We start from the raw sequence: 16,200 nt of genomic DNA, 5'->3' as shown, positions 1-16,200 counted from the left end.
CTGGTATTCTTTTCTTATCCCAGTTTGGGTAGATAATACCAATTGCCCACATCATGACTATGGGGGCATCTCATAATTGTCTTTAGACTTTCTAATTTAAGAAGGATTTTGCCCCCCCTTAAGCCATTCCAGTCTGCCAGGTTATTGTTAACGGGTTGCTCTCCAGCAGAGCCCTGTTTTCTCCCTTCACCTGATAATGGCAAAGATACAACATTTTGGTAATGATTGGATAAGAGTTTCTATTTTGCAAGATACAGGCTCTCATTCCAAGTCTGCATCGAGGTTTTACCATAACAATATTTTCTCGAATGAGACTATTTCACTGTTATTTCCATCTTAAAAATTATACCATTGTATTTTGCTGGATATAGGCAAAATCCGTTGGATAAGTTTGGTTTATTTTAAATTAGACAACTGATAACCTTAAGTTTTAAATTAAAATATAACTTGAATAACTGATACTCTGTTTCCTTCTTATCTCAACTCTCTGTTTTTAGACATTTTCTCAGCAAAAGGGCATTGTTAATAACTTTTCGGCGCATGCAATGTTATAAAGGAATAAAAGCATTACTTTTAAGTATAAACCTCTAAAATGAAAAATTATGGGCCGGAACAAGAGAAAAAATTTCATTATAGACACTAATGTTATTCTTCACGATTTCAGATGCTTAGACAACTTTGAAGAAAACGATATATATATTCCCATAGTTGTTCTGGAAGAACTTGACAGGTTCAAAAAAGGCAACGAGCAGATAAACTTTAATGCCCGTGAGTTTTTACGGCAGCTCGATAGCCTGACCGACGACGACCTTTTCAAGAAAGGAGCAGCCCTCGGAAGCGGTAAAGGGCGGCTTTATATAGAAACCAACCTAAAAGGCATGGATAAGATTGCCGAATTTTATCCCGAAAACATACCCGATCACCGTATTCTTGGCGTACTGAAAGAGGTGACCGAGCGCGATCCAAAAACAAAAACCATACTGATAACCAAAGATATAAATCTGCGCATGAAGGCTCGTTCTATCGAGTTGCTTGCCGAAGATTATATCAACGATAAGGTAATTGATGTTTTTGTGTTCGGGAAACAGCACAAAACCTTTACAGACCTTGACCCCGTTCTTATAGACAGGCTTTATGCCGAGCCGGACGGGATAGACTATTCCGAACTCGATTTATCGGAACCGGTTGTCGCCAACGAGTGCTTTGTGATGAAAAATGGCAAAAAAAGCGCATTGGTAAGATATAACCCTTTCACACGGAAAGTGAAGAAGATTGAGAAACAAGTTTGCTACGGGGTGCAGCCCCGCAATGCGGAGCAAGCCTTTGCTCTTGAAGTTTTGCTCGACCCCGAAGTTAAACTCGTTGCACTGACAGGAAAAGCCGGAACGGGAAAAACCCTTTTGGCTTTGGCCTCTGCCCTGAAGCAAAGTAACGAATACGGGCAAATTCTTTTGGCTCGTCCCATTGTTGCGCTCAGCAATAAAGAATTAGGTTTCTTGCCGGGCGACGAAAAAGAAAAAATAGCTCCCTACATGCAGCCGCTTTTCGACAATCTGGGTGTAATAAAGAACCTCCTCGCATACGGAAACACAGAATACAGAAACATAGAGGAGATGCAAAAAACAAAAAAAATAGAGATCGAAGCCCTTGCCTACATCCGTGGAAGAAGCCTTTCGGAAACGTTCTGTATCGTAGACGAAGCCCAGAACCTTACTCCACACGAAATAAAAACAATCATAACACGGGCAGGCGAAGGAACAAAGATGGTCTTCACAGGCGATTTGCAGCAAATAGACTCCCCCTATCTGGATGCACAGTCGAACGGGCTGGCGTATGTTATCGACAAAATGAACGGACAGGAGCTTTTTGCACACGTCAACCTGCAAAAAGGAGAACGGAGCAAGCTCGCCGAACTGGCAAGTGTTCTCTTATAGTAGCCAGAATGTACTTTTTAACTATCGTACATAATAATACATAAAAAGAAAAGAACCCTATTAATCCTTATCGCGAGCATTCGTAAATTTGTATCACAGCAGAAATGAATGGTGTTTAAGAAATAGAGAAAATAAAATTGTAAACCTGAGTAAACTTTTATGGCATCATTTTTGTCTATATAGAACAAATCAAAATAAGCAGAAGCTTTATAGAACTAATTTTAGTTTACAAAACATCAAATTATAAAGGTTATGGAAAATAATTTTTCGCAAACGGTTCGCAAAGTCATGGCTTACAGCCGTGAAGAGGCTGGGCGACTCCAAAACAATTATTTAGGGCCGGAACATTTGATGCTTGGAATTCTCCGTAACGGAGAGGGAATTGCCATACAGGCATTAAAAGATTTCGGGATAGAGCCAGAAAATTTAAAACAAAATATAGACGCGATGGTTGCAGACCATCAGGAAGTTTTTTCGGGAAACAATGAAATTGTTTTAAATAAAAGTACAGAGAAAATATTGAAGATGAGTATTCTTGAAGCAAGATTGATGCGCAGTGCGGAAACCGACACCGAGCATTTGCTGCTGGCTATACTCAAAGAAAAAGAAAACGTTGCAGCCAATGTACTGACTGCATTGAATGTTAATTATGCGGAAATGTTCATGTATTTAAAAAATATAGGTGGTCGTAAAGACGATTTGTCGCCTAAAATGGGGGCAGACTTTACCGACGACGATGACGACGACGATACTATGGGAGGAACAGGAGCAGCGGGTGGTTCGCAAAACGTAAACACACAGCAGCCCCGTACCTCGTCCGATACGCCCGTTTTAGATAATTTCGGAACGGATATCACGAAAGCCGCTCTCGAAAATAAGCTCGACCCCATTGTGGGCCGCGAAAAGGAGATAGAACGCCTTGCCCAGATACTAAGCCGCCGTAAAAAGAATAATCCTATTCTTATCGGTGAGCCGGGTGTAGGTAAATCGGCTATTGTAGAAGGTTTAGCCTTACGCATTACTCAAAAGAAAGTTGCACGGGTGTTGTTCGACAAACGGGTCATTTCGCTCGATATGGCATCGGTTGTTGCCGGCACAAAATATCGTGGCCAGTTTGAAGAACGCATCAAAGCTATCCTGAACGAATTGGCAAAGAACCCGAATATCATCCTCTTTATAGACGAGATACATACCATTGTGGGTGCAGGCGGAGCAACAGGATCGCTCGATGCCGCCAATATGTTGAAACCGGCTCTTGCCCGTGGCGAAATTCAATGTATCGGTGCAACAACCTTGGACGAGTATCGTAAGAATATAGAAAAAGACGGAGCTTTGGAACGCCGTTTCCAGAAAGTGTTGGTAGAGCCTACCACTGCTGACGAAACTTTACAGATATTGAAAAATATCAAAGACCGTTACGAAGAGCATCACAACGTGAAATATACCGACGATGCGCTCGAAGCCTGCGTTAGCCTTACGGATAGGTATGTGACCGACCGTAACTTCCCCGATAAGGCTATCGACGCTTTAGACGAATCGGGTTCGCGCATGCACATATCGAATGTAAGTGTTCCGAAAATCATTGAGGAGCTCGAAGGAGAACTGGCAAAAATTGTAGAAGAGAAAACCAACGCCGTTAAGTCTCAAAAATACGAGCTGGCAGCAAGTTTCCGCGATAAGCAACGCCACCTGATGAAACAGTTGGAAGACGAAGAAACCAAATGGGAGAATCAGCTGAAAGAGCAACCCGAAACCGTGGATGCTGAAAAAGTGGCAGAAACCGTTGCCATGATGACAGGAGTACCCGTGCAGCGTATATCTGAAAACGAAGGTGCAAAATTACTGCATATGAAGGACAACCTCCGATCGGTAGTTATAGGGCAAGACGAAGCTGTGAAAAAGGTAGTGAAAGCCATCCAGCGTAACCGTGTAGGGCTGAAAGATCCTAATAAACCCATCGGAACGTTTATGTTTCTGGGGCCAACAGGAGTCGGTAAAACTTATTTGGCAAAGAAAATAGCAGAAGAACTTTTCGACTCGGCCGATGCCCTTATCCGTATCGACATGAGCGAATATATGGAAAAATTCACCGTATCGCGTCTCGTAGGAGCGCCTCCCGGATACGTGGGCTACGAAGAAGGCGGACAGATAACCGAAAGAGTGCGCCGCAAACCTTATTCGGTAGTTCTGCTGGACGAGATAGAGAAAGCGCATCCCGATGTATTCAACCTTTTGTTGCAGGTTCTTGACGAAGGCCATTTAACCGATAGTTTGGGACGTAAGGTCGATTTTAAGAATACAATTCTGATTATGACATCGAACGTTGGTACACGCCAGTTGAAAGACTTCGGTAAAGGAGTGGGCTTCAATACCGATTTGAATAACGAACGAGGAAAAGAACACTCACGAGGGGTTCTGCAAAAAGCGTTGAATAAGACTTTTTCGCCCGAGTTCCTGAACCGTGTGGACGATATCATCATCTTCGACCAATTGGGGAAAGACTCTATCTACAAAATTATAGATATAGAACTGAAAGATTTTCACAAACGCATGTCCGAACTCGGATTGCAAATAGAAGTGAAAGACGATGCCAAGGATTTTCTTTCGGAAAGGGGCTATGACGTTCAGTTCGGAGCACGACCGTTGAAGCGTGCCATACAAAATTATCTGGAAGACGAGATAGCCGAACTTATACTATCGGGAGAGGTTAAGCCCGATACCGTAATTGAAGTGAGGGCCGATAAAGAAAACGAAAAACTGAAACTGGAAGTTAAAGAAGTACCTGCTTCCACAGTATAGCTTCTGCCTTCGGCAAAAAATATTAAAAAGAGGGGGAATGTTCGCAGAAAAACGAACGTTCTCCCTCTCTTTTTATGTCGTCAGTTATAGTTTTTGAGCAAAGCGAAGAATCTTGAATAAAAACACAACTCTGTTCAGATACAGCCTTCAAGGAGTGCGGGTAACTCTACGATAAGCTTTGTAAATATTTTATAATAAAACTTTTAGCATGAATTCTCTGAACATCATTATTGGCTCTTTTGTGTTTAAGGCCTTTGCAATCGTAATTTGCGTGGTGTGCAAAATAGCAAAAATGTATTTTTTTTGTTTTGTATAAAAAAAATATGTTACTTTGTGTCATTAGGATACAATTGTCCTGATAAGAAAGTAAAAGGCAAAATATATAATAGATGACAACTTATCCTCTGAGCAATGGAGCAGGGTATAGATTAATTGGCTCTCATGGAGTAGTTAGTTATATTACCTTATTAGAGAAAATCAACAAATTTCTCATAAATCCTAACATACCACCGTACAAAAATCAAAGAGTATTTCTTATAAAAAGATATTATCGGACATTATTATGTGCGTATACTTTTGCCATATCTGTCTGTTGCAGTAAAACATCAAAAAATAGTATTAGAATAAATTTTATGAACAGAAAACCATCTGTGCAAGCTTCTTGTTATACCATAGATGGAAAACTATTCATAAAAATGGGTATTGGAGATTTCATTTCATTCATTTGGCTTTTCTATATTGCCGTGCCGTTTGTGAAAATAGCAGGCATAACTCTTACTTAATATGCTTGACTTGAAATCTCCATACTATTTTACAAATATCAAATATATCCCAATTGTTCGACAATAGAATATGATTCTTCAAAATTAACAATTTGGATCTTATTTTTTCAAATAAAAATATATATGTTTGTATAGTGTAAATAACTGATTTAAAAATGGAAAGAGGTCGCTCCCGATTATTTTGGCAGCAACCTCTTTTCCTTTTATTATAAAGCAGCTATGTAGCCGAAAAGATTGACTTAGTACAGTATATAAAGTCAAGGCAAAAAACTGTTTATTAGCAGGCGATTGCCTTTTTTGCATACAGCCGAAATGTTATTTATAAACGACTACCGTTTACCGCATGGTTTTTTTTGTATTTTTGTACATTTGTTCTTTTATTCAAATTAAGTAAGATGGCAAAATCGGAAGGAAGTTTTCTGAAAAGGATTTATAAAAATATATACATCAGAAGTGTTTTTTTGATGTTGGCAATAACATTCGTGCTTTTGTTTGGTGTGGTAAAGGGAGTAAACCTATACACCAAGCACGGAAGCTACGTTGAGGTGCCACAATTGGAGGGCTTGCAGGAAACGGAAGCTGCCGCCATACTGAAAGCCGCGGGTTTGAAGTATGAGGTTGTTGATTCGGTTTACGAAAAAAAAGGTACACCCGGTTCGGTTATGGACTATGTTCCTTCTGCCGGATCGAAGGTAAAGGGCGGACGTGTCATCTTTTTGACTTTGCACGCGCGGGGGCAGCAGCTTATCACAATTCCCGATGTTGAGGATATGTCTTTCCGTCAGGCCGAAGCTTTGTTGAAGGCTTTAGGCTTTGCCAACGTAACAAAATCTACAATCCCTTCGGAATATAGAGACTTGGTTTTTTCGGTGTCGCACAGTGGACGCACGCTGAAAGCAAACGAAAAAGTACCCAAGAATGCCGCATTGGTTTTGAGCGTGGGTAGTGGTTCCGGGGCAGAAGATGTATATGATGATGATTCTTTACCCGAAGTAGCACCGTCGGCTGTTGTTGACGAAAGTTTTATGGAATAATGGCTGACGATTTTGTACTGAACGAAGATATTGACGATATAATAAACGAAGGAGATGACTTTACTGGAAGCGAACAGGAGGAGATGTACGAACATTTCCGGTTTGTGGCCGATAAGGGACAAGGGCTCTTGCGGATAGATAAGTTTCTGACCGATAGGATTATTGGAATTTCAAGAAACCGTATACAACAGGCTGCTGATGCAGGTTGTGTATTGGTGAACGATAAGCCGGTGAAATCGAACTACCGAGTCAAACCGCTCGATGTGGTGTCTATCGTAATGGATCGCCCAAAGAGGGAGCTGGAGATTATTCCGGAAGACCTGCCTCTTGATGTGGTTTATGAAGACCAAGACCTGATGGTTATAAACAAACAACCGGGCATGGTGGTACATCCCGGGCATGGAAATTATACGGGAACGCTGGTCAATGCCATAGCCTACCGGCTGAAGGATACCCCCGAATACGACTCGAAAGACCCACGTTTGGGTTTGGTGCATCGTATCGACAAGGGTACATCGGGGCTGTTGGTTGTAGCTAAAAACGCGAATGCCAAAACATTCCTTGCAAGCCAGTTTTTCAACAAAACAACCAAACGCCAATATAATGCTTTGGTGTGGGGTAGTTTTGCCGAAGATTCGGGTACGGTAACCGGCAATATCGGGCGTAGCGTGAAAGACCGCTTGCAGATGACCGTTTTTGCGGACGATAGTCAGGGTAAACATGCCGTGACCCACTATGAGGTGATGGAGCGGTTGGGCTATGTTACGTTGGTTCGTTGCCAACTGGAAACCGGACGCACACACCAGATACGTGTGCATATGAAGCATATAGGGCATACCCTGTTTAATGACGAGCGTTACGGCGGGAACCAGATATTGAAGGGAACAACCTTCTCGAAGTATAAACAGTTTGTCGAGAACTGTTTTGCCATGTGTCCCCGTCCGGCATTACATGCCCGTACATTAGGCTTTGTGCATCCGCGCACCGGGCAAGAAATGATGTTCGAGGCTCCTATCCCGGCCGATATGCAATTGCTGCTTGAACGTTGGCGTACATATATATCGAACAGGGAAATATAAAAGTAAGTATCAATAGAAGTTGACAAACTAACTATATAATGAAAAAAAATGTTGCTGTTGTTTGGGGAGGTTATTCTTCCGAGATAATTGTTTCAGAAAAAAGCATGGCAGGGGTTTGTTCTTTTTTAGACAAAACCCGCTACAATATATTTGAAGTAAAACTTGACCGCCATGAGTGGACGGTGAATGTTGGCGGCGAGGCATATCCTGTCGATAAAAATGACTTTAGTTATACTACAGCCGGTGGGAAAACGAAATTCGATTACGCCTTCATAATAATACACGGTACACCGGGCGAAGACGGCCGTCTGCAAGGCTATTTAGATATGCTTGGCATACCTTATTCTTGCTGCGGCGTGATGGCTTCGGCCTTGACTTTCAATAAATTTATATGTAATAATTACCTGAAATCTTTTGGTCTGAAGGTTGCCGATTCTGTCCGTTTAACTGCACAGGATAGGTATGATGTGGCGGAAATAGGCTCACGATTGGGTTTCCCTGTGTTTGTTAAGCCCAATGTAGGAGGGTCGAGCTTTGCCACAACAAAAGTGAAAACGCAGGATGGGTTACAATCGGCTATAAACGAGGCTTTTGAGGAGGCCGAAGAGGTGATTATTGAAAGCTTTATTTCGGGAACGGAAGTTACCTGCGGATGCTATAAAATTGATGGAGTGGAAACCATATTTCCGCTGACGGAAGTTGTTACCGACAACGAGTTTTTCGATTATAATGCCAAATACAACGGACAGGTAGACGAAATTACTCCCGCCCGCATATCAGACCAACTGACCCAGCAGATAAAGAGCATGACCTCCCGGATATACGACCTGGTGGGGGCAAAAGGTATTATCAGGGTCGACTATATTGTTTCGGGCGAAGTCCCTTTTTTGCTCGAAGTAAACACTACGCCGGGCATGACCCTTACAAGTTTTATTCCCCAGCAGATAAAAGCCGCCGGACTGAATATAACTGATGTTTTGACAGAGATAATAGAAAATCGGAAAATTGGATGATTATGACCGATAGCAGACTATATGACGACATAGCCCCTCTGCGTGACGATGAGGTAAACCAAACCATCATGGAGCTTCTTGAAGACGAAGGCTTCAAGGTTGCGGTGATGTATATGATGCCGGGTATCGACTGGGACATGTTTTGTGCCCAGATGTCGCAATTCACAACTAAATATGAATTTCAGAAAAATCTAATATACAGGGTTGTATGGGGGGTTGCCAGAAAAACATCCTCTTCGATAGAAGCCACCAATTGGGGAAACATAGACCGTAGCAAGCAGCACCTTTTTCTGTCTAACCACAGGGACATTGTGCTGGATGCCGGACTGCTGAATATACTGCGCTTTGAAGAAGGATTCGACACCACCGAGATAGGCATTGGCGACAACCTGTTTGTATTTCCTTGGATCAAGAAATTGGTACGGTTAAACAAAAGCTTTATTGTGCAGCGGGGAGTATCCGTCCGCCAGATGTTGCAGGTATCGCGCCATATGTCGGAATACATTCACTATGTGATTAATGAAAAAAACGAATCTGTGTGGTTGGCTCACCGTGAGGGCAGAGCAAAAGATTCGGACGATAAAACCCAAGGCAGTTTGCTGAAAATGCTGGCATTGGCTCCCGAAGGGGCATCGTTTATAGACAGCCTCAAGGATTTGAACATAATACCCTTGTCACTGTCGTACGAGTATGACCCTTGCGATTATCTGAAGGCTCAGGAGTTCCAACTGAAAAGGGATAATCCGGAGTACAAGAAAACACAAAAAGACGATTTGATAAACATGGAAAAAGGTATTCTCGGCTTCAAGGGACATATCCATTTCCAGTTTGGTAAGGCCATCAACGACGAATTGGATAAGATTGCCGCCGAACCCGACCGCAAACATCAGGTGGAACTGGCTACACGCTGTATCGACTCCGAAATACACCGGAACTACCGGATATATCCCATCAATTATATTGCCTACGACCTGCTGTATCGTAACAACGAGTTTACAGAACAGTATACCCCTCAGCAAGTTGACGACTTTAAGGAATATGTGAATAACCAGATTGCAAAGATTCATTTAGAGAATAAGGACCATGATTTTTTGTGGCAGAAATTTCTTGAAATGTACTCAAATACTCTTAAAAATTATTTAATAGCAACGGGGACGTAGTTTAAATATGCGGGTGTTTCGCTCATTTTTTGTACCTTTGAATGTTTCGTGAAAATGAAAACCAAATAAAACATGATGAGAAAAATACTTTGTGTAGTCCTTCTTTTAGGTCTTCTTTCCGTTTCGGGCTTTGCGCAGATAACAAAATCGCCCGATAAGTTTACAGAAGTAACTTCGTTCGAAGATAAGGTTGTATTTCTGAAAGAATTTGATGTAAAAGATCTCAATCCAGACTCGGTTTATGCCGGAATAAAGGATTGGGGGCGCAAAGAATATGGTAAAGACACATTTGTATCTTCAATAAAGTACGATCCCAAAAACAAGGAAGTAAGAATAACCTCGAGGATAGAACTTTTGCTGCCCGAAGACTCGGAGGGCAAGCGAGAGAGTGTACCTATGAAATACCGGTTGAATGTTTTTCTCTGTCAAGACAAGTGTGTAATGGAGGTCAAAGGCATCACTTTCCATGTGCCTCTCCCCAAAGACAAGGCTGCGGTAAAAACAGTGCATAAGTCGTATAGAGCCGAAGAGCTTATTTTACCTTCGCTCAAAACCCTTCCTGCCGGAATATCGGGCGAGTTCAGAAGCAATCTCGAAAAATCCACTATCTTCTTCTTGAATACACTTCTTGATGATGTGTCGGTAGCTATAAACCGCCGATAAGGTTACAAATCAAGGCTTAGTTGCCGTTCAAATAAATTAAAGCTTTTGCGGTGGTGAGGAGTTACCCCCAGTTCGGATATTACCTTTCTGTGTTTAGCGGTAGGGTATCCTTTGTTTGTGTCCCAACCATATTGTGGGTATTCTTTATGCAGGGCAAGCATATAATCGTCCCTATAAGTTTTTGCCAGAATTGAGGCTGCGGCAATAGAAAGAAATTTGCCGTCCCCCTTCACTATGCAAGTATGCGGAATGTCAGGATATTTTGTAAACCGGTTTCCGTCTATAAGCAAATGCTGGGGTTTTACACTTAAACCGCCGATGGCCCGGTGCATGGCAAGGAACGATGCTTTCAGAATGTTTATGCTGTCTATTTCGGTATGCGAAACAATGCCCACGGCATATGCTATGGCATTGGCTTCTATAATGGGGCGCAGCTCGTAACGGGCTTTCTCCGACAGCTGCTTCGAGTCGTTTAGCTTTTGGCAGGCAAAGTTGGGAGGAAGTATTACAGCGGCGGCAAATACCGGCCCGGCAAGGCATCCTCTGCCGGCTTCATCGCATCCGGCTTCGGTAGTATTGGCGTTCAGGTAAGGTAAAAGCATTTGGCAAAGATGTTTGTTTTCTTCTTCAAAGGTAAGGCTTTTGCGAGATATTTTGACTATATTTTGTCTTAGTTAAATGGTTTTGTGAATGATATAGTGCTTTTTTGATTGTTTTTTTTAGATGGAGTTAAATTTATCATTACTTTTGTGGTATAATCGCATGTCTGTATAAGGAAAACAAGAAGATTGTTTCAGTATTTAATGCCCAAGCAAAAGATATTCTAAATCGTATTTATTTTATAAAATTACAAATGGATTTAAACGTACTTACTGCTGTCTCACCAGTTGATGGACGGTATCGTAGTAAAACACAACTATTAACAAATTACTTTTCCGAGTTTGCGTTGATAAAATATAGGGTTCACGTTGAGGTAGAATACTTCATCGCCTTATGTCAGCTCCCGTTGCCACAACTGAAGGATGTAGACCCTGCCGTTTTTTCGGAATTAAGAAAAATTGTAGCCGATTTCTCTGAAAAAGACGCTTCGCACGTTAAAGACACAGAAAGTGTTACCAATCACGATGTGAAAGCGGTTGAGTATTTTGTTAAGGAAAAATTCGATTTGCTTGGTCTTGAAAAATATAAGGAGTTTATCCATTTCGGGCTGACATCGCAGGACATAAATAACACATCGGTTCCGTTGTCGGTTAAGGATGCCTTGAACGAGGTGTACTTCCCGATGCTCGATGCTTTGATAGCTTCTTTGCGGGCTAAGGCCGAAGAGTGGAAAGATATCCCCATGTTGGCAAAAACGCACGGACAACCGGCATCACCCACGCGTTTGGGCAAGGAGGTTATGGTGTTTGTGAGCCGCTTAGACAAACAGTTGGATATACTGAAAAATATTCCTTTGTGCGCTAAGTTCGGTGGGGCAACAGGCAATTTCAATGCTCACCATGTAGCCTATCCGCAGTACGATTGGAAAGAATTCGGAAACCGTTTTGTTAACGAAAAACTGGGGCTGTGTCGCGAAGAGTGGACAACCCAGATTTCGAACTACGACAATATGGCGGCAATTTTTGATGCCCTGAAAAGAATTGATACCATCATGATAGATATGAACCGGGACTTCTGGCAATATATATCGATGGAATATTTTAAACAAAAAATTAAAGCGGGCGAAGTGGGTTCGTCGGCAATGCCTCACAAGGTGAACCCTATCGACTTCGAGAATGCCGAAGGTAATCTTGGTATAGCAAATGCCATATTGGAGCATCTGGCTGCAAAGCTTCCTATTTCGAGGTTGCAACGCGACTTGACCGACTCTACCGTTTTGCGCAATGTAGGTGTTCCCTTTGGCCATATACTGATTGCTATACAAAGCACACAAAAAGGATTAGACAAGCTTTTGTTGAATGCCGATGCCTTGAAGAAAGATTTGGACGATTGCTGGGCTGTTGTAGCCGAAGGTATCCAGACAATACTCCGGCGCGAAGGCTATCCAAAACCATACGAAGCGCTGAAAGCGTTAACCCGGACAAACGAGGCGATAACCCAAAAATCAATTTCGGAGTTTATAGAAACGTTGAATGTAAGTGATGATATAAAAAAAGAATTAAGGGCAATAACTCCCCATTCTTATACAGGAATTTAAAAAAGTAAAGAAAAGTTAGCCGTGAGGCTATTGATAACTATTAATTTAGAAAAAAAAATGATGACAGCAAGTGGAGAACGTGATGACAGTACACGTAGGCCGAATGCCGAGCAAGACGGAAATGTGAAGAAAAAAAGACCTCGTGTTGGAGATAGTAACAGATATGTGAGCCGTGAGGCAAGTAACCCCAGACGCGAAGACCGTGATTCGTCTTCCTATCGTTCAGGTGGCGACAGCTACCGTTCAAACGAGCGAAGCTATACTCCCCGTCGCGATAATGACAATTATCGTAACGGTGGAAGACAGTCGTATGGCAACAACAACGAAGGAGGCGGATACAGAAGCAACAACGGCGGTGGCTACGGCAACCGCGGTAACGACGGATACAACTCCCGTGGGAACAATGGCGGTGGTTATAGAAGCAACAATGCGGGCGGCGGCTACGGCAACCGTAACAACCAAAACAGAGGAAATGGTGGCTACGCCGACCGGAACAATAACCGCAATCAACGACCCGCAGTAACCAACGATCGGAAAATAACCCGTAAAAAACAACTGAATAAGCCGGTTAAGTACAAAGAAAATATCGACCCGGAAACACTTATCCGTTTAAATAAATACTTGGCAAATGCTGGTGTTTGTTCGCGCCGCGAAGCCGATGCCTTTATCTTGGCGGGTATCGTGAAAGTGAATGGCGAGGTTGTTTCCGAATTGGGAGCAAAGGTGAAGAGAAGCGATACTGTTTTGTTTCACGACAGGTCTGTTTCTTTAGAAAGCAAAGTTTATGTATTGCTTAACAAACCTAAGAACTGTGTAACGACTTCGGACGACCCTCAAAACCGTATGACGGTTATGGACTTGGTGAAAAATGCCTGTCCGGAGCGAATCTATCCGGTGGGGCGTCTTGACCGTAATACAACCGGGGTATTGCTTCTGACCAATGATGGCGATTTGGCGTCAAAATTGATGCACCCTAAATTCAAGAAAAAGAAAATTTATCAGGTAAGGTTAGATCGCGATGTAGCTATCGAAGATATGCAGGCCATAGCCGATGGTATAATGCTCGATGACGGAGAAATACATGCCGACTCTATTGCTTACGTAGCCGAGGATGTGCTGAACGAAGTAGGGATAGAAATTCACTCGGGACGTAATCGTATTGTGCGCCGGATCTTTGAGAAATTGGGTTACCAGATTCTGAAACTCGACCGTGTCTACTTTGCCGGATTGACAAAGAAAAACCTTAGCCGTGGCCGTTGGCGTTACCTCACCGAAAGCGAAGTAAACATGCTGCGGATGGGTGCTTTTGAATAAACAGAAATATTACATATTTATATACATTTAAACTGATGGAAACAATTCGTAGAACTAAAATCGTTGACTTGCTCCGGCGTGAAGACTTTGGAGCAACCGTGAGTGCTAAAGGATGGGTACGTACCCGCCGAGGAAACAAACAAGTTAGCTTTATTGCGCTGAATGACGGTTCTACTATAAATAATATCCAAGTAGTTGTCGATAGCGAAAAATTTGGCGAAGAATACCTGAAACCAATAACAACAGGAGCCTGTGTGCATGTTGTGGGAACCTTGGTCGAATCGCAAGGCAAAGGGCAGAAAGGCGAAATTCAAGCCAGTGAGATAGAGATATATGGCACAGCCGATCCTCAGGAATACCCTTTGCAGAAAAAAGGACACTCGCTCGAATTCCTGCGTGAGATAGCTCATTTGCGTCCTCGCACAAATACCTTTGGTGCTATTTTCCGTATGCGCCATCATATGTCGTATGCGATACATAACTATTTTAACGAAAAAGGATTCTTTTACTTCCATACCCCGATAACAACGGCTTCCGATTGCGAAGGCGCGGGTTCGTTGTTTCAGGTAACTACACTGAACATGGATAATGTTCCCCGTACGGAAACAGGTAGAGTGAACTATACGGAAGACTTTTTTGGGCAACAAACCAACCTCACCGTATCGGGACAGTTGGAGGGCGAACTTGGTGCAATGTCGCTGGGAGGAATCTATACATTCGGACCAACCTTCCGTGCCGAAAACTCTAACACACCCCGCCACCTTGCCGAGTTTTGGATGATTGAGCCTGAAGTTGCCTTCAATGACATTGTTGATAATATGGACTTGGCAGAAGATTTTCTGAAATACCTGATTCGTTATGCCTTAGAACATTGTAGGGAAGACATAGAGTTCCTGAACGATATGTACGATAAGGACCTGATTGACAGACTGAAGTTTGTAGTCGATAACGACTTTGTGCGCCTTACTTATACCGAAGGGGTTAAGATTCTTGAAGAAAGCGGACAGAAATTTGAATTCCCTGTGGGATGGGGTATAGACCTACAATCGGAACACGAACGTTATCTGGTAGAAAAACACTTTAAACGTCCTGTTATCCTCACCGATTATCCTAAGGAAATCAAATCGTTCTACATGAAACAGAACGAAGACGGAAAAACAGTACGTGCCATGGATGTGCTTTTCCCTAAAATCGGGGAAATAATAGGAGGCTCGGAACGTGAAGCCGATTACGATAAACTAATGGCTCGTATCAACGAAACGGGTATGAATTGCAGCCCTATTTGGTGGTATATCGAAACCCGTAAATTCGGAACGGCTCCGCATGCCGGTTTTGGATTGGGATTTGAACGCCTGATGTTGTTCGTTACGGGCATGGCCAATATACGTGATGTTATTCCTTTTCCACGCACGCCTAAAAATGTGGAATTTTAAGTGAAGACAAAAGCAACAAAGATAAGAATAGAGAGGTTGGGTAATCGGGAATAACGGTTACCCTTTTCTTTGTATTATCGGCTTAAAGAACAAGGTGATGTACTGAAAAATAGTTGGTAAAAATCTGCGAACTAATTCTTATCTTACGAGCGAAGTTGATGAGGAAGTAGGCTCTGCTGAGGAGCAACTTGCTAGCGATAACCTGACTAACAGGAATGGTCAAGGGGGACTAAAATCCCCCTCAAGGTTTGCTTCTTTTTTATACCCCCAAAAAAAAGAGACCATCTCATCATTGTGAGACAGCCTCATCGCTCATGGCCGAGAATGATTCATAACTCTGGCCTGAACTAAGAAAAATATGCAGGTACTTCTTAATCGTATTGCCGGATACAAAAGACATCCCGGCTATCGCCTTGGTGCCCTTGCCCTGGTGGTAAAGACGGATTACTTGTCGTAGTTTTAACATACTAATGGTTTTGTTAGACATGATGGTAAATTTTTGTTGCTCTGCTTTTAAGTAACAAAAATTTTAACACTCTCAAACAAAAACGACAAACTCTTATTTACTCTTATTTCGGGGGGCAATATAAACTGTTGTTAAGGGGGCAATTTATATTGTTCCATGGGGGGCAGTTTGGATTGGCGGGATAGGGTGGAAATAATTCAATAGCTCAACCCCAATTGCCACAACGGCACAACATTCAAATATCCACTCTCTATATCATCTTTTAGAACATATCCATTCTCAACTCCTTCAATCTGCTTTTGCCCTTTGTTCTTGCCACCAACCTC

At 42.5% G+C, this 16,200-nt stretch carries 12 protein-coding genes and 1 pseudogene; 11 read left to right on the top strand and 2 right to left on the bottom strand.

From position 1 onward, the window contains the following. The first annotated feature begins 602 nt into the window (after positions 1 to 602). The 8 genes from M2132_RS10230 to M2132_RS10195 all read left to right on the top strand — a co-directional run bounded on the left by M2132_RS10230 (position 603) and on the right by M2132_RS10195 (position 10,464). Positions 603 to 1,934 (top strand): PhoH family protein, encoded by a 1,332-nt coding sequence (locus tag M2132_RS10230; protein WP_280673264.1) that lies wholly within the window; start codon positions 603 to 605, stop codon positions 1,932 to 1,934. Between the two features lie 252 nt (positions 1,935 to 2,186). Next, positions 2,187 to 4,733 carry an ATP-dependent Clp protease ATP-binding subunit gene (locus M2132_RS10225; RefSeq protein ID WP_280673265.1) on the top strand — a complete coding sequence of 849 codons (2,547 nt, stop codon included), beginning with the start codon at positions 2,187 to 2,189 and terminating at the stop codon, positions 4,731 to 4,733. A 632-nt stretch (positions 4,734 to 5,365) separates the two neighbouring features. Then, positions 5,366 to 5,515 carry a hypothetical protein gene (locus tag M2132_RS10220; RefSeq protein WP_280673266.1) on the top strand — a complete coding sequence of 50 codons (150 nt, stop codon included), beginning with the start codon at positions 5,366 to 5,368 and terminating at the stop codon, positions 5,513 to 5,515. A 395-nt stretch (positions 5,516 to 5,910) separates the two neighbouring features. Further along, positions 5,911 to 6,549: a PASTA domain-containing protein gene (locus M2132_RS10215; RefSeq protein ID WP_280673267.1), complete on the top strand. Its 639-nt coding sequence runs from the start codon at positions 5,911 to 5,913 to the stop codon at positions 6,547 to 6,549. Continuing rightward, positions 6,549 to 7,628, top strand: coding sequence for an RluA family pseudouridine synthase (locus tag M2132_RS10210; RefSeq protein ID WP_280673268.1), 1,080 nt, complete (start codon positions 6,549 to 6,551; stop codon positions 7,626 to 7,628). The genes M2132_RS10215 and M2132_RS10210 overlap by 1 nt, the downstream gene beginning before the upstream one ends. A 38-nt stretch (positions 7,629 to 7,666) precedes the next feature. After that, the gene (locus M2132_RS10205; RefSeq protein WP_280673269.1) at positions 7,667 to 8,641 is read left to right on the top strand and encodes a D-alanine--D-alanine ligase; all 975 of its coding nucleotides are present in this window, start codon (positions 7,667 to 7,669) and stop codon (positions 8,639 to 8,641) included. A 2-nt stretch (positions 8,642 to 8,643) separates the two neighbouring features. After that, positions 8,644 to 9,801: a hypothetical protein gene (locus M2132_RS10200; RefSeq protein ID WP_280673270.1), complete on the top strand. Its 1,158-nt coding sequence runs from the start codon at positions 8,644 to 8,646 to the stop codon at positions 9,799 to 9,801. 72 nt (positions 9,802 to 9,873) lie between these two features. Further along, positions 9,874 to 10,464 carry a DUF4468 domain-containing protein gene (locus tag M2132_RS10195; RefSeq protein ID WP_280673271.1) on the top strand — a complete coding sequence of 197 codons (591 nt, stop codon included), beginning with the start codon at positions 9,874 to 9,876 and terminating at the stop codon, positions 10,462 to 10,464. 2 nt (positions 10,465 to 10,466) lie between these two features. Here M2132_RS10195 and M2132_RS10190 read toward each other — a convergent pair whose 3' ends face one another. Beyond that, positions 10,467 to 11,066, bottom strand: a complete 600-nt coding sequence (locus tag M2132_RS10190; RefSeq protein ID WP_280673272.1) for a ribonuclease HII — start codon at positions 11,064 to 11,066, stop codon at positions 10,467 to 10,469. A 251-nt stretch (positions 11,067 to 11,317) separates the two neighbouring features. On the opposite strand from M2132_RS10190, the gene purB reads away from it, so the two are divergent. Genes purB through asnS form a run of 3 tightly spaced genes read left to right on the top strand, consistent with a single transcriptional unit; the run spans position 11,318 to position 15,408 of the window. Further along, positions 11,318 to 12,661: an adenylosuccinate lyase gene (purB, locus tag M2132_RS10185; protein ID WP_280673273.1), complete on the top strand. Its 1,344-nt coding sequence runs from the start codon at positions 11,318 to 11,320 to the stop codon at positions 12,659 to 12,661. Positions 12,662 to 12,718: 57 nt separating this feature from the next. Continuing rightward, positions 12,719 to 13,975, top strand: a complete 1,257-nt coding sequence (locus M2132_RS10180) for a pseudouridine synthase (RefSeq protein WP_280673274.1) — start codon at positions 12,719 to 12,721, stop codon at positions 13,973 to 13,975. A gap of 35 nt (positions 13,976 to 14,010) precedes the next feature. Beyond that, positions 14,011 to 15,408 (top strand): asparagine--tRNA ligase, encoded by a 1,398-nt coding sequence (gene asnS / locus M2132_RS10175; RefSeq protein WP_280673275.1) that lies wholly within the window; start codon positions 14,011 to 14,013, stop codon positions 15,406 to 15,408. Between the two features lie 663 nt (positions 15,409 to 16,071). Here asnS and M2132_RS10170 read toward each other — a convergent pair. Then, positions 16,072 to 16,200 (bottom strand): annotated as a pseudogene (locus M2132_RS10170) (ATP-binding protein); the annotation flags it as partial.

The organism is Dysgonomonas sp. PH5-45, assembly GCF_029893235.1.
Lineage (GTDB): Bacteria > Bacteroidota > Bacteroidia > Bacteroidales > Dysgonomonadaceae > UBA1309.
Note: the sequence above shows the minus strand (reverse complement) of the source record. Positions and strands in the feature narration are given on the sequence as shown.

Coding starts and splice junctions, on each gene's coding strand:
- M2132_RS10225 (WP_280673265.1), top strand. CDS start 2,187: ATGGAAAATAATTTTTCGCAAACGGTTCGCAAAGTCATGGCTTACAGC.
- M2132_RS10195 (WP_280673271.1), top strand. CDS start 9,874: ATGATGAGAAAAATACTTTGTGTAGTCCTTCTTTTAGGTCTTCTTTCC.
- M2132_RS10200 (WP_280673270.1), top strand. CDS start 8,644: ATGACCGATAGCAGACTATATGACGACATAGCCCCTCTGCGTGACGAT.
- purB (WP_280673273.1), top strand. CDS start 11,318: ATGGATTTAAACGTACTTACTGCTGTCTCACCAGTTGATGGACGGTAT.
- M2132_RS10180 (WP_280673274.1), top strand. CDS start 12,719: ATGATGACAGCAAGTGGAGAACGTGATGACAGTACACGTAGGCCGAAT.
- M2132_RS10230 (WP_280673264.1), top strand. CDS start 603: ATGGGCCGGAACAAGAGAAAAAATTTCATTATAGACACTAATGTTATT.
- M2132_RS10215 (WP_280673267.1), top strand. CDS start 5,911: ATGGCAAAATCGGAAGGAAGTTTTCTGAAAAGGATTTATAAAAATATA.
- asnS (WP_280673275.1), top strand. CDS start 14,011: ATGGAAACAATTCGTAGAACTAAAATCGTTGACTTGCTCCGGCGTGAA.
- M2132_RS10190 (WP_280673272.1), bottom strand. CDS start 11,066: ATGCTTTTACCTTACCTGAACGCCAATACTACCGAAGCCGGATGCGAT.
- M2132_RS10210 (WP_280673268.1), top strand. CDS start 6,549: ATGGCTGACGATTTTGTACTGAACGAAGATATTGACGATATAATAAAC.
- M2132_RS10205 (WP_280673269.1), top strand. CDS start 7,667: ATGAAAAAAAATGTTGCTGTTGTTTGGGGAGGTTATTCTTCCGAGATA.
- M2132_RS10220 (WP_280673266.1), top strand. CDS start 5,366: ATGAACAGAAAACCATCTGTGCAAGCTTCTTGTTATACCATAGATGGA.